The sequence below is a fragment of the Pseudomonas sp. H2_D02 genome (assembly GCF_054677635.1).
In genome coordinates, this window is sequence record NZ_CP162816.1 from 2,958,975 (window position 1) to 2,973,075 (window position 14,101).

Below are 14,101 nucleotides of genomic sequence, written 5' to 3' on the forward strand. Positions count from 1 at the left end.
TCCTCACTGAACCGCGGCCGCAGGCGCGTTCAACAAAACGATCGCAGCGGTCACCAGCATGTTGATCAGGGTCAGCGGCAGGCAGAATTTCCAGCTGAAATCCATCACCTGGTCGTAGCGTGGGCGCGGGATCGAGGCGCGCAGCAGGACGAACAGCATGATGAAGAACGCGGTCTTCAGGGCGAACCAGACAAAGGACAGTTGCGGCAGGATGCCGAACGGACCGTGCCAGCCACCGAAGAACAGCGTTACCAGCAGCGCCGAGATCAGGATGATGCCGATGTACTCGCCAACGAAGAACATGCCCCATTTCATGCCGGCATATTCAATGTGGTAACCGTCGGCCAGTTCCTGTTCCGCTTCCGGCTGGTCGAAGGGGTGACGGTGCGTCACGGCCACGCCAGCGATGAAGAAAGTACAGAAGCCGAAGAACTGCGGAATGATGAACCACAGGTTCTGCGCCTGGTACTCGACGATGTCGCGCATGTTGAACGAGCCGGCCTGGATCACGATGCCCATCAGCGACAGGCCCATGAACACTTCGTAGGACACGGTCTGGGCCGAGGCCCGCAGGCTGCCGAGGAGGGCGAACTTGTTGTTGCTCGACCAACCGGCGAACAACACCGCGTACACCGACAGGCCAGCCATGGCGAAGAAGAACAGCAGGCCAATGTTCAGGTCCGCCACGCCCCAGGTCGGGGTGATCGGGATGATCGCGAAGGCGATCAGCAAGGCGCTCATGGCCACGACCGGTGCCAGGGTGAAGATCACCTTGTCGGCAAACGGAGGGGTCCAGTCTTCCTTGAAGAACATCTTGATCATGTCGGCGGCGATCTGGAACATGCCGAACGGACCAACGCGGTTCGGACCGTAGCGGTCCTGCCACCAGCCCAGCAGGCGACGTTCGACGAAGCTCAGCAATGCGCCGCAGACCACCACGGCCAGCAGGATCACGATGGCCTTGAGGACCGTCAGGATCACGGCGATCACTTCAGGGGTAAACCAGCTCATTGCGCTGCCTCCTGCAGACCGTCGACAGTCTTGCCGAAAATCGCCGGTGGAATACCCGCCAGGCCAGCCGGCAGGGCCACCAGGCCGGCGCCCAGTTCTTCATTGATGCGCAGCGGCAGACGCAAGGTCTGGCCCGCCACATTCAGGCTCAGCAGGGCACCGTCGTTGACGCCCAGGCGATCGGCTTCGGACTTGGCCAGTGCCACGTAGGCGGCCGGGATGCGTTCCTGCACCGGTTCGGCCTTGGAAGAGTTCTCTTCGCTGCCGAACAGGTGATGGAACGGCACGACCTGCCAGGTGCCCGGTGCCGGATTGAAGGCACGTGGGACGCTGGCGAACCAGCCCAGGCCATCGCCCTGGCTTTCGATCAGGCGAGTGCCCGGATCACCGGCACGCAGGTGACCGCCGACTTCGTCCTGGAACTTGTTCCAGGCTTGTGGCGAGTTCCAACCTGGCGACCAGGCGAACGGCACTTGCGAGCGCGGTTCGGCGGAGCCCGAGTAACCTTCCATGGAGAACGAGAATGCCGTGTCGTTGTCCTGGGAGGTGCGGGGTTCGTGGACGCTGATGTTGGCGCGCATTGCCGTGCGACCGGAGTAGCGCAGCGGTTCGCGAGCAAGCTTCAGGCCCTTGATGCGGAACGCGGCGGACGGCGCGGCATCGACGATGCGCGCCAGTTGCGGGCTGCTCGAAGCGACGGCGGCGGTGACGTGGTCCAGTTGCGTCCAGTCGATCGGCTGGTTCAGCAGGGTGGCGCGCAGGGCGTGCAGCCAGCGCCAGCCCTCATGGACGAGGATGCTGGCGTCCAGGTATTGCGGGTCGAAAACCTGGAAGAAGCGCTGGGCGCGGCCTTCCTGGCTGACCAGCGTACCGTCGCCTTCGGCGAAGCTCGCCGCCGGCAGCACCAGGTGGGCGCGGTCGGTGGTGGCGGTTTTCTGGTGGTCGGCGACGATCACAACCTTGGCGGCGTTCAGCGCAGCATCGACCTTGGCCTTGTCAGTGCGGGTGAACAGATCGTTCTCCAGCACCACGATGGCGTCGGCGCTGCCGTCGATCACGGCTTGCAGGGCTGCATCGACCGATTCGCCACCGAGCATGGCCAGGCCAAGGCTGTTGGCTTCCGGCACGACCAGGCTGATGGAGCCGTTCTTCTCGCGCAGCTTCAGGGCCTTGGCGATGTTGGCGGCGGCTTCGATCAGCGCCTTGGAGCCCAGGGAGGTGCCAGCAATGATCAAAGGACGCTTGGCGGCCAGCAGGGCGTCGGCGATGCGTTGGGCGAGGGCGGCGGCTTCGCTGTCCAGGCCGTCGACGGCCGGGGCGCTGGCCTCCAGGGCGTGGGCCACGGCAAAACCGATCCGCGCCAGGTCGTCCGGGGCGGCGTGGACGCATTCTTCGGCCACGTCGTCGAGCTTGGTTTCAGCGAGACTGGCGATGAACAGCGGGTTCAGCGCATGCTGGCCGATGTTCTTCACGGCGGCGTCGAGCCATGGCTGGACGCGCATGGCGTCGGCCATGTCCTCGGCCTTGCCCTTGACCGACTGGCGCAGGGCCAGGGCCATGCGGGCGGCGGTCTGGGTCAGGTCTTCGCCAAGGACGAACACCGCGTCGTGGTCTTCGATGTCGCGCATCGTCGGCACCGGCAGCGGGCTGTCCTTGAGTACCTGCAGCACCAGGCGGATGCGTTCCAGCTCACCGGCTTCGATGCCACTGTAGAAGTGCTCGGCGCCGACCAGTTCACGCAGGGCGTAGTTGCTTTCCAGGCTGGCGCGAGGCGAGCCGATGCCGACGATGTTGCGACCGCGCAGCAGTTCGGCGGCCTTGTCCAGGGCTTCGTCCAGGCTCAGCTTGGCGCCGTCTGCCAGCAGCGGCTGGCGCGGGCGATCCTTGCGGTTGACGTAGCCATAGCCGAAACGGCCACGGTCGCACAGGAAGTACTGGTTCACCGAGCCGTTGTAGCGGTTTTCGATGCGACGCAGTTCGCCGTAGCGCTCGCCCGGGCTGATGTTGCAACCGCTGGAGCAGCCATGACAGATGCTCGGTGCGAACTGCATGTCCCACTTGCGGTTGTAGCGCTCGGAGTGGGTCTTGTCGGTGAACACACCGGTCGGGCAGACCTCGGTGAGGTTGCCGGAGAATTCGCTTTCCAGGGTGCCGTCTTCAACGCGACCGAAGTACACGTTGTCGTGGGCGCCGAATACGCCCAGGTCGGTGCCGCTCGGCGTAGTCCTTGTAGAAACGCACGCAACGGTAGCAGGCGATGCAGCGGTTCATCTCGTGGGAGATGAACGGGCCGAGGTCCTGGTTCTGGTGGGTACGCTTGGTGAAGCGATAACGGCGCTCGTTGTGGCCGGTCATCACGGTCATGTCTTGCAGGTGGCAGTGTCCGCCTTCTTCACAGACCGGGCAGTCGTGAGGGTGGTTGGTCATCAACCATTCGACGACGCTGGCGCGAAACACTTTCGCTTCTTCGTCGTCGATGGAGATCCAGCTGCCGTCGGTGGCGGGGGTCATGCAGGACATGACGATCCGACCACGCTTGTCGTTCTCGTCGGTGTACTGCTTGACTGCGCATTGGCGACAGGCGCCAACGCTGCCAAGGGCGGGGTGCCAGCAGAAATAAGGAATGTCGAGGCCCAGCGACAGACATGCCTGTAACAGGTTGTCTGCGCCATCGACTTCGAGCTCTTTGCCGTCTACGTGGATAGTGGCCATGGTTCAAAGTTCTTCGTTGGCCCGGTGTCAGCGGGCGTGGCTAATGGAATCTTGTCATTCGTCCGAATCCAAACAGCCTCGGTGAAAAGGCGTCATCGAACGAAAGGCGAAGGGCACGGACCCTTCGCCTTTTTTAAGCGTCGTTACGCGCCGACCATGGTCGGCGTGACCACCTGATTGAGATCGCCCGCGCGGGTTGGCGCGATGCCGGCCTCGAATTCAGGGCGGAAGTATTTGATTGCGCTGCCCAACGGCTCCACGGCACCCGGTGCGTGAGCACAGAAGGTCTTGCCTGGGCCGAGGAAACCCACCAGGCCCAGCAGGGTCTCGATGTCGCCGGGTTGGCCTTGGCCTTTCTCGATGGCCATCAGGAGCTTGACGCTCCAGGGCAGGCCATCGCGGCAAGGGGTGCAGAAACCGCAGGATTCACGGGAGAAAAACTGCTCCATGTTGCGCAGCAGCGAGACCATGTTGACGCTGTCGTCCACCGCCATTGCCAGGCCAGTACCCATCCGGGTGCCGACCTTGGCGATGCCGCCGGCGTACATTTGTGCGTCCAGGTGTTCCGGCAGCAGGAAGCCGGTACCGGCGCCGCCGGGCTGCCAGCACTTGAGCTTGTAGCCGTCGCGCATGCCGCCGGCGTAGTCCTCGAACAGCTCGCGCGCGGTGACGCCGAACGGCAGTTCCCACAGGCCAGGGTTCTTGACCTTGCCGGAGAAGCCCATGAGCTTGGTGCCCATGTCTTCGCTGCCGTCACGGGCCAGGGATTTGTACCAGTCCACGCCGTCGGCGATGATCGCCGGCACGTTGCACAGGGTCTCGACGTTGTTCACGCAGGTCGGCTTGCCCCACACGCCAACGGCGGCAGGGAAGGGCGGCTTGGAGCGCGGGTTGGCGCGACGGCCTTCCAGGGAGTTGATCAGCGCGGTTTCTTCACCGCAGATGTAGCGCCCGGCGCCGGTGTGGACGAACAGTTCGAAATCGAAGCCGCTGCCCAGGATGTTCTTGCCCAACAGGCCTGCGGCCTTGGCTTCTTCCACGGCACGGTTCAGGTGCTTGGCGGCGGTGGTGTACTCGCCGCGCAGGAAGATGTAGCCACGGTAGGTCTTCAGCGCACGGGCGCTGATCAGCATGCCTTCGATCAACAGATGGGGCAGTTGCTCCATCAGCATGCGGTCCTTCCAGGTGTTGGGTTCCATCTCGTCCGCGTTGCACAGCAGGTAGCGGATGTTGATGGACTCGTCCTTGGGCATCAGGCCCCACTTCACCCCGGTGGGGAAGCCCGCACCGCCACGGCCCTTGAGGCCGGCGTCTTTCACGGTCTGGACGATGTCATCGGCGGCCATGTCGGCGAATGCCTTGCGCGCGGCGGCATAGCCGTTCTTCGCCTGGTATTCGTCCAGCCAGACTGCCTCGCCGTCGTCACGCAGGCGCCAGGTCAGGGGATGGGTTTCGGCCGAACGCTGGATGCGGTTGGCGGGCCCGAAGGAAGTCAGGGTCATACGTAGCCCTCCAGCAGTTTGGCGACGCCATCCGGCTGGACGTCACCGAAGGTGTCGTCGTCGATCATCAGCGCCGGTGCCTTGTCGCAGTTGCCCAGGCAGCACACCGGCAGCAGCGTGAAGCGGCCGTCGGCGGTGGTCTGGCCCAGGCCGATGCCCAGCTTGCCTTGGATCTCGCTGACCACCGATTCGTGGCCGCCGATGTAGCAGACCATGCTGTCGCAGACGCGGATGATGTGGCGGCCTACCGGCTGGCGGAAAATCTGGCTGTAGAAGGTAGCAACGCCTTCGACGTCGCTGGCCGGGATGCCAAGGATCTCGCCGATGGCGTAGAGCGCGCCGTCAGGCACCCACCCACGTTCCTTCTGGACGATCTTCAGGGCTTCGATCGACGCCGCGCGCGGGTCTTCGTAGTGATGCAGCTCGTGCTCGATGGCCGAGCGCTCGGTTTCGCTCAGGGCGAAACGGTCTGTCTGGATAAGCGTGCTGTTCATGCTTAGCGGTCCACGTCGGCCATAACGAAATCGATACTACCCAGGTACGCGATCAAGTCCGCGACCATGCTGCCTTTGATCACCGAAGGGATCTGCTGCAGGTGCGGGTAGCTTGGGGTGCGAATCCGGGTGCGGTAGCTCATGGTGCCGCCGTCGCTCGTCAGGTAATAACTGTTGATGCCCTTGGTCGCTTCGATCATCTGGAAGGATTCGTTGGCCGGCATGACCGGGCCCCACGAAACCTGCAGGAAGTGCGTGATCAGGGTCTCGATGTGTTGCAGCGTGCGCTCTTTCGGTGGCGGCGTGGTCAGCGGGTGATCCGCCTTGTACGGGCCTTCCGGCATGTTGCGCATGCATTGCTCGATGATCTTGACGCTCTGGCGCATCTCCTCGACGCGAACCATGCAGCGGTCGTAGGCGTCACCGTTGGCCGCCAGCGGGACTTCGAACTCGAAGTTTTCGTAGCCGGAATACGGGCGCGCCTTGCGAAGGTCGAAATCGCAACCGGTGGAACGCAGGCCGGCACCGGTGACGCCCCATTCCAGGGCTTCCTTGGTGTTGTAGGCAGCGACGCCGATGGTACGACCCTTGAGGATGCTGTTCTGCAGGGCGGCCTTGGTGTACTCGTCCAGGCGCTTGGGCATCCACTCGACGAAATCCTTGACCAGTTTTTCCCAGCCGCGCGGCAAATCGTGGGCCACGCCGCCGATGCGGTACCAGGCCGGGTGCAGGCGGAAACCGGTGATGGCTTCGATCACGGTGTAGGCTTTTTGACGGTCGGTGAAGGTGAAAAACACCGGCGTCATCGCGCCCACGTCCTGGATATAGGTCCCCAGGAACAGCAGGTGGCTGGTGATGCGGAAGAACTCGGCCATCATGATGCGGATGACATCGACCCGGTCCGGCACCTTGATCCCGGCGAGTTTCTCGACCGAAAGCACGTACGGCAGGTTGTTCATCACGCCGCCGAGGTAGTCGATGCGGTCGGTGTACGGAATGTAGCTGTGCCAGGACTGGCGCTCGGCCATTTTCTCGGCACCACGGTGGTGGTAGCCGATGTCCGGGACGCAGTCGACGATCTCTTCGCCGTCCAGCTGCAGGATGATGCGGAACGCACCGTGGGCTGAAGGGTGGTTGGGGCCGAGGTTGAGGAACATGTAGTCCTCGTTGGCGCCCGAACGCTTCATGCCCCAGTCTTCCGGCTTGAAGCGCGCGGCTTCTTCCTCGAGCTGTTGCTTGGCCAGGGACAGGCTGAACGGGTCGAACTCGGTGGCGCGGGCCGGGAAGTCCTTGCGCAGCGGGTGACCTTCCCAGGTCGGCGGCATCATGATGCGCGACAGGTGCGGGTGGCCGGGGAAGTCGATCCCGTACATGTCCCAGACTTCGCGTTCGTACCAGTTGGCGTTCGGCCAGATGCCGGTCACGGTCGGCACGCTGAGGTCGCTCTCGGACAAGGCGACCTTGATCATTACGTCACTATTACGTTCGATCGACATCAAGTGATAGAACACGGTGAAGTCGACGCCGTCGGGCAGCCCTTGACGCTTGGTGCGCAGGCGCTCGTCCACGCCGTGCAGGTCATAGAGCATGACGTACGGCTTGGGCAGGTTGCGCAGGAAGGTCAGGACTTCGACGAGTTTGGCACGGGCAACCCAAAGCACCGGCATGCCGGTGCGGGTCGGCTGGGCGGTGAACGCCTCGGGGCCAAAACGGTTGTTCAGTTCGACGACCACATCCTGGTCGTCTGCCTTGTAAGGCGGGATGTACAGAGCACTGCCTGTAGTCATGGTTATTTATCGCTTTCGGTCAACGTAAAGAATGAAGCCAGGTTCTCGTTTCTTCTTCAGAACAGAGCTTGGATCAGACTTCGTCGGGGCTGCGCAGGTTGGTGACTGCGATACGCTGTTCGCGGCGCTGTTCCTTTTGCGACGGCATCTCGGCGCGATAGACGCCTTGATCACCAACGACCCAGGACAGAGGGCGACGCTCCTGGCCAATCGATTCCTGCAGCAGCATCAAGCCTTGCAGGAACGCTTCGGGGCGAGGAGGGCAGCCGGGCACGTAGACATCCACGGGCAGGAACTTGTCCACCCCTTGAACAACGGAATAGATGTCGTACATGCCACCGGAGTTGGCGCACGAACCCATGGAGATAACCCACTTGGGTTCGAGCATCTGCTCGTAGAGGCGCTGAATGATCGGCGCCATCTTGATGAAGCAGGTACCGGCGATAACCATGAAATCCGCCTGGCGCGGCGATGCCCGGATAACCTCGGCGCCAAAGCGCGCGATGTCGTGGGGCGCCGTGAAGGCGGTGGTCATTTCCACGTAGCAGCACGAAAGGCCGAAGTTGTACGGCCACAGGGAGTTCTTGCGACCCCAGTTGACCGTGCTGTTCAGCACGTCTTCGAGCTTGCCCATGAAGATATTTTTGTGGACTTGATCTTCTAACGGATCGGCGACGGTTTCCCGCTTGCCGATCGGATACTGCTCGTTAGGAGCATCGGGGTCGATCCGGGTGAGATTGTATTGCATTGCCAAAGCCTCATTGTTTCAGCTTCGCTTGCCGCTTGCGCCGAGCTTCCGGAGCCCAATCAAGAGCCCCCACCCGGTAAAGGTAGACAAGACCTGCCAACAGAATTGCTATGAAAACGAGAGCTTCGACAAATCCGGTCCAGCCGCTTTCGCGGACGGACACAGACCAGGCAAAGAGAAAGAGGGCTTCGATATCGAAGATCACGAAGAGCATCGCGACCAGATAGAATTTGGCTGAGAGCCGCAAGCGGGCGCCACCGGTAGGCAGCATGCCGGACTCGAACGGTTCATTCTTGCTGCGGCCCCAGGCTTTTGACCCGAGCAGGCTCGACACGCCGAGCATGAAGGCACACAGGCCGACCACGCCCAGAAGGAAAATGGCAAAGCCCCAGTTGTGGGCCATGAGTCCTGTCGCTTCGGGCATGCTGGAAATCCTTAACAGAGAGCAATGGTCTCTGAGCTTGAAAAGAAATAACGCAGTGACGATATGTCGCAGCAATCAATCGCGGTGATTTTATGGCTAAACACCGGGCAAGTAAAATTCCTATAGCGAAATTATTTATTGGAATAAGGACATAGCGTACCTCCATGGCCTTGCAACCCAGGCCGGGTGGGCACTGGACGTCACTTCATCAATAATATTTCGCGCGGAATGTAACAATGATAATGCCTTTCAAATGATAATTATTATTATCTGTACCGACCTTTCCACGATGCACTTACTGTCGTGCATGAGAGTCTTTCTTACATCGCCGCTACTGCAATTGTCAGCGCCGAACGTTTTACTCCTTTTCAGACACCCCGATACTGCGTTCGATCAATTTTCATTCGATCAACACGCGCCAGCGCCTCAGGTCCGATCTCCTGTCGATTTTTGACGACCAGCGCTTCGCTCATTCCAGCCATCGTCAACTTGTCTTGAAGGTTTGATATCAAATGGCTATCTTTGCGACTCATTCATCTAATCATCTATATCAATACGTGATTAGGCTAACGCCCGCTTCCTGGATAGCCGCGCCGGCCTTCCTTGTTCGCGGCTGAGTACCGTAAGGAATGCCATGAACTCTTGGATCGCGAATATGAGCGTTATGCTCAAGCTGGCTTTGGGCTTTGCCGTTGTGCTGCTACTGACCGCCGTTCTCGCCGCGACCGGCTGGTTCAGCCTGGGGAAAATGATCGAGCGTACCGATCGTATGACCAGCATCACCGAGCTCGGCAACCGCCTTGATCACCTGCGCCGGGCTCGCTTGCAATACCAGTTGGACAGGGGCGATGAGCAAAAGGGAGCATTGATCCAGGCCTCGCTGGAGCAGTTTGTCGCCAAGCAGAAAAGCCTCGCAAGCGAGCTGAAAAAACCGGAAAACCTGAAGAAGCTTGCGCTGATCGAGCAAGCCAGCACGCAATATCAAGTGGCGCTGAATACGATGCGCGAGGCCTATCGCAATGACGCAGCCATGCGCAAGGAGATGGGCGTCAATGCCGTCAAGGGCGCCGCGCTGATTGCCAAGGTCATCGAAGATGTACAAGCAATGCCTGCCTCGGATGAGCGCCGTTTCGAGCTGTACAGGATCATCCTCAAGGCAAAAGAGGACGTGGCGCTGGTGCGTTATGAAGTGCGTGGCTATACCGGCAACCCCAACAGCGCCACCGAGCAGGCCGCCAACCGCCAGCTCGAAAATACGCTCAAGGGCATCGAAACCCTCAACAGCGCGTTCGGTCCGGCCTACGCCGACACCTTCAAGCAACTGGAAACCGCGCTGGTTGCTTACCGCCGTTCGGTGCAGGATTTCACGGCCAGCACCCAGGCCATTGGCAAGGCCGTGCAGGACACGGTCGATCTGGGTGAAACCATCACCCGCCTCTGTGACGAGATGTATGCCAGCCAACTCGTCTCCCGGGACGAAGACAGCGCCCAGGCTCGCGTCCTGCAGTTGAGCTGTGCTGCCTTGGCGATGGTGTTGGGGATTTTTGCCGCGCTGATCATTACCCGTCAGATTACTCGGCCGTTGCGAGACACATTGGCGGTGGTCGATCGCATTGCCGCAGGCGACCTCACACAACACAGGGTCGTGACCCGTAGTGATGAGCTGGGTATGTTGCAGCAGGGTATCCAGCGCATGGGCGCCACCTTGCGTGACCTGATCGCTGGCATTCGCGATGGTGTTACCCAAATTGCCAGCGCCGCAGAAGAGCTGTCGGCTGTCACTGAGCAGACCAGCGCCGGGGTCAACAGCCAGAAGACCGAGACCGATCAGGTGGCGACCGCCATGCACGAAATGTCGGTCACTGTGCATGAGGTCGCGCGTAATGCCGAACAAGCGCGCGCGGCCGCATCTGAGGCCGATGCGCAAGCCCGTATTGGCGACCAAGTGGTCGCGCAAGCCATCGTTCAGATTGAGCGCCTGGCCAGCGAGGTCGGTCGCTCGGTCGAAGCCATGAGTGAGCTGGAACAGGAAAGCGGGCGCATCGGCACGATCATGGACGTGATCAGGGCGGTGGCTGAACAGACCAACTTGCTGGCCCTCAACGCGGCCATCGAGGCCGCTCGCGCGGGCGACGCCGGGCGCGGTTTTGCCGTGGTCGCCGACGAAGTACGTGGGCTGGCCCAGCGTACCCAGCATTCCACCGAAGAGATTGAAAACCTGGTGGCGGGCTTGCAGAACGGCACGCGCCAGGTATCGAGCATGATGCGAAATAGCCGCGAGCTGACCGACAGCAGCGTGGAATTGGCGGGCAAGGCTGGCGCATCCCTGGGCAACATCACCCAGGCGGTGTCGGGCATCCAGGCCATGAACCAACAGATTGCCGCCGCGGCAGTGCAGCAAAGCTCGGTGGCCGAGGAAATCAGCCGGAGTATCCTGAGCGTGCGCGATGTATCCGAGCAGACTGCCTCGGCCAGCGAAGAAACCGCAGCCTCCAGCGTCGAGCTGGCCCGCCTGGGCAACCAGTTGCAGCAGTTGGTCAGTCATTTCAAGGTATGAAAAACGAACCGGGGAAACCGGCAAAAAAAAGCCCCGAACCAGTCGGGGCTTCAGATCGTCGGCTTTGCGGTTAGTTTTTATTCGGTCCGCAAGGGCCGCTTGCTTTTTGGATCAGTGGAACTGTTCTTCTTCGGTCGACCCGGTCAGCGCGGTCACGGACGAGGCGCCGCCCTGGATCACGGTGGTCATGTCGTCGAAGTAGCCAGTGCCCACTTCCTGCTGGTGAGCCACGAAGGTGTAACCCTTGGCGGCGTCAGCGAACTCCTGCTCTTGCAGCTTCACGTAGGCCGTCATGTCGTTGCGGGCGTAGTCGTGCGCCAGGTTGAACATGCTGTGCCACATGTTGTGGATGCCGGCCAGCGTGATGAACTGGTGCTTGTAGCCCATGGCGGACAGTTCGCGCTGGAACTTGGCGATGGTCGCGTCGTCCAGGTTCTTCTTCCAGTTGAAGGAAGGCGAGCAGTTGTAGGACAGCAGTTGGTCCGGGTATTCCTTTTTGATCGCTTCAGCGAAACGACGGGCTTCGTCCAGGTCCGGCTTGGCGGTTTCGCACCAGATCAGGTCGGCATACGGGGCGTAGGCCAGGCCGCGGGCGATGGCCTGGTCGAGGCCGGCGCGCACTTTGTAGAAACCTTCCGGGGTGCGGGTACCTGTCACGAACGGCTGGTCGTACGGGTCGCAGTCGGAGGTCAGCAGGTCAGCGGCGTTGGCGTCGGTACGGGCCAGGATGATGGTCGGTACGCCGGCAACGTCGGCGGCCAGGCGGGCAGCGGTCAGCTTCTGTACGGCTTCCTGGGTCGGAACCAGTACCTTGCCGCCCATGTGGCCGCATTTCTTCACCGATGCCAGTTGGTCTTCGAAGTGAACGCCGGCGGCGCCTGCCTCGATCATGCTCTTCATCAGCTCGTAGGCGTTCAGCACGCCGCCGAAACCGGCTTCGGCGTCAGCCACGATTGGCGCGAAGTAGTCGATGTAGCCTTCGTCGCCCGGGTTCTTGCCGGCTTTCCACTGGATCTGGTCGGCACGACGGAACGAGTTGTTGATGCGCTTGACCACGGTTGGAACCGAATCCACCGGGTACAGCGACTGGTCAGGGTACATGGACTCGGCGGAGTTGTTGTCCGCGGCCACTTGCCAGCCCGACAGGTAGATCGCCTGGATGCCGGCCTTGACCTGCTGCACAGCCTGGCCGCCGGTCAGGGCGCCCATGCAGTTGACGAAATCTTTCTCGGGACGGAAGGCTGGCTTGGCGCCCTGGGTCACCAGGTTCCACAGCTTCTCGGCGCCCATCTTCGCGAAGGTGTGCTCAGGTTGAACCGAGCCACGCAGACGGACGACGTCAGCAGCGGAATAATTGCGCTTCACGCCTTTCCAGCGCGGGTTCTCAGCCCAGTCTTTTTCAAGGGCTGCAATTTGCTGTTCGCGTGTCAGTGCCATGGAAATAAACCTCGTCGCGTCTTGTATGGATGGTCGTTCTGGGCTGGAAGATTCCAGCTTGCCAATCGCACCCGTCATGGGTGTGAAGGGCTGCTCGCTGATCAGGAGGCTGGCATACAAGTCGGTCAAGGCGGGGTGGCGACGGGATGAACGATGGGCTCGAGGGGAAAGTGAGCAGGTAGGGGCGAACTGCGGGCGCATTCGGGCGTCGTGGGCCTTTATACGAACTCAGAGTGATGCCGGGTTACCTAGTTACGCTTCCGTCCCTCGGGACAACTTCGTTCCAGTCGCAACCTCGTCAAACACACCTTGTGGGCGGTACAGACACGAATCGGCTCGCAGGGTGGTTGCAAGCATCGACCCGAAGGCCCTTGCCAGGGCCCCTGATTAGCGGGAGCGAGGCCATCATGCCTTCGGTTTTTTGGCTCGTCAAACGTTTTGTAGTGCTTTTTTTATGGCACTACATCTTTGGTCTAATACGACTCATCAGTCAGTTTCTGGTGCTTCAGTTCAAGGTATCGACCTTCACCCGCAGAATCATGTCGTCGCGGCCTTGGGTCGAGTAGCTGCGGGTCAGGCCCTGTTTATCGGCTTGTGTCTGGCGATTCACCCCAGCCAGGGTGATCCATTCGCCAAGGCGCCCGCTGACGGTTGTGTCGGTACTTTGCACGTTCACTACATCGGGACGTTCCTGGCTCATGCGGTCACGGTTGGTACTGATGTTCAGATGAACGGTCTCGCCGGTGACGCTGGCGGTGACGTAGAAACCCTGGGTGACGTTGCGGTATTCGGTCTGGCTTTGCATGCGACCGTAGCCGTCAGTCTGGTTGCTGGTGAAAGGCACGCTCTGGCCGACCTGGATCAGCGCTGGTTGGCCTTCGCTGGCCTGGATCTGCTGTACGCCGCCGTCACGGCTGGCCGTGCTGCGGTTGATGATGCGGGTCTGGCTGGGCGCGGCGCCGTTGATCGAGTAGCCCTGGTCGCCCTGCAGGTTGTTTTCGTTGGTGTCTACGGTGATCAGCAAGCGCTTGGGAGCGGTGTCCAATTGGGCCAGGAATTGCCGGAGTTCTTCGATCTTGCCGGGCTCGGCGTTGACGATCAGTTGGTTGCCGTAGGCGCTGACCTGGCCGTCCTTGCCGATGAAGTTCTGCGCCACCGGCAGCAGGTCGGCGCTGGTGCGGTAGTTCAGTGGCACGACTTGCGTGTCGGCCATGACTGACAGGCTGCAGCCGAGCAGCAGGGTGGCCAGCAGGGTGCGTAGGGACATGTCCATTTCTCCGCGAGACAAAGGCTTGATATTGCCAGTTTGTCGGCCACGAGTGGGGCAAGTTGAATGATAGACGGCAAAACGCCCCGGCATCGGAGGATGGCGGGGCGTTTTGGGCGTTGCAGGACGCTTTCGTGGCGAGGGGATTTATCCCCGCTGGGC

The 14,101-nt window shown here is 61.3% G+C and carries 10 protein-coding genes and 2 pseudogenes; 2 read left to right on the top strand and 10 right to left on the bottom strand.

The genetic code is table 11. The annotated features are described in order from the left end of the window. Positions 1-3: 3 nt before the first annotated feature. From nuoH to AB4N42_RS13760, 8 genes and pseudogenes are all read right to left on the bottom strand, one after another. The gene (nuoH, locus tag AB4N42_RS13725) at positions 4-1,011 is read right to left on the bottom strand and encodes an NADH-quinone oxidoreductase subunit NuoH (RefSeq protein WP_460116312.1); all 1,008 of its coding nucleotides are present in this window, start codon (positions 1,009-1,011) and stop codon (positions 4-6) included. After that, positions 1,008-3,723, bottom strand: a pseudogene (gene nuoG / locus AB4N42_RS13730) (NADH-quinone oxidoreductase subunit NuoG). Before nuoG ends, nuoH begins: the two are co-directional and overlap by 4 nt. A 143-nt stretch (positions 3,724-3,866) precedes the next feature. Next, positions 3,867-5,225, bottom strand: coding sequence for an NADH-quinone oxidoreductase subunit NuoF (gene nuoF / locus AB4N42_RS13735; RefSeq protein ID WP_030141320.1), 1,359 nt, complete (start codon positions 5,223-5,225; stop codon positions 3,867-3,869). After that, the gene (gene nuoE, locus AB4N42_RS13740; protein ID WP_018609201.1) at positions 5,222-5,719 is read right to left on the bottom strand and encodes an NADH-quinone oxidoreductase subunit NuoE; all 498 of its coding nucleotides are present in this window, start codon (positions 5,717-5,719) and stop codon (positions 5,222-5,224) included. Before nuoE ends, nuoF begins: the two co-directional genes overlap by 4 nt. Before the next feature lie 2 nt (positions 5,720-5,721). Further along, a complete protein-coding gene (nuoC, locus tag AB4N42_RS13745; protein WP_030141321.1) occupies positions 5,722-7,506 on the bottom strand; it encodes an NADH-quinone oxidoreductase subunit C/D in 1,785 nt (594 codons plus the stop codon). A gap of 73 nt (positions 7,507-7,579) precedes the next feature. Then, positions 7,580-8,254, bottom strand: coding sequence for a NuoB/complex I 20 kDa subunit family protein (locus AB4N42_RS13750; RefSeq protein WP_030141322.1), 675 nt, complete (start codon positions 8,252-8,254; stop codon positions 7,580-7,582). 10 nt (positions 8,255-8,264) lie between these two features. Further along, complete coding sequence (locus AB4N42_RS13755) at positions 8,265-8,678, bottom strand: NADH-quinone oxidoreductase subunit A (protein ID WP_030141323.1); 414 nt, start codon at positions 8,676-8,678, stop codon at positions 8,265-8,267. 368 nt (positions 8,679-9,046) lie between these two features. Then, positions 9,047-9,211: a hypothetical protein gene (locus AB4N42_RS13760; protein WP_334597965.1), complete on the bottom strand. Its 165-nt coding sequence runs from the start codon at positions 9,209-9,211 to the stop codon at positions 9,047-9,049. 236 nt (positions 9,212-9,447) lie between these two features. Here AB4N42_RS13760 and AB4N42_RS13765 point away from each other — a divergent pair. Further along, positions 9,448-10,332, top strand: a pseudogene (locus AB4N42_RS13765) (methyl-accepting chemotaxis protein); the annotation flags it as partial. A 198-nt stretch (positions 10,333-10,530) separates the two neighbouring features. After that, positions 10,531-11,235 carry a methyl-accepting chemotaxis protein gene (locus tag AB4N42_RS13770; RefSeq protein WP_410002300.1) on the top strand — a complete coding sequence of 235 codons (705 nt, stop codon included), beginning with the start codon at positions 10,531-10,533 and terminating at the stop codon, positions 11,233-11,235. A gap of 111 nt (positions 11,236-11,346) precedes the next feature. Here the strand turns inward: AB4N42_RS13770 and aceA are convergent, their stop codons facing one another. Further along, complete coding sequence (gene aceA, locus AB4N42_RS13775; RefSeq protein WP_030141325.1) at positions 11,347-12,672, bottom strand: isocitrate lyase; 1,326 nt, start codon at positions 12,670-12,672, stop codon at positions 11,347-11,349. Positions 12,673-13,177: 505 nt separating this feature from the next. After that, on the bottom strand, positions 13,178-13,939 hold the full coding sequence (locus tag AB4N42_RS13780; RefSeq protein WP_431145105.1) for a secretin N-terminal domain-containing protein: 762 nt from the start codon (positions 13,937-13,939) through the stop codon (positions 13,178-13,180). Positions 13,940-14,101 lie beyond the last annotated feature (162 nt).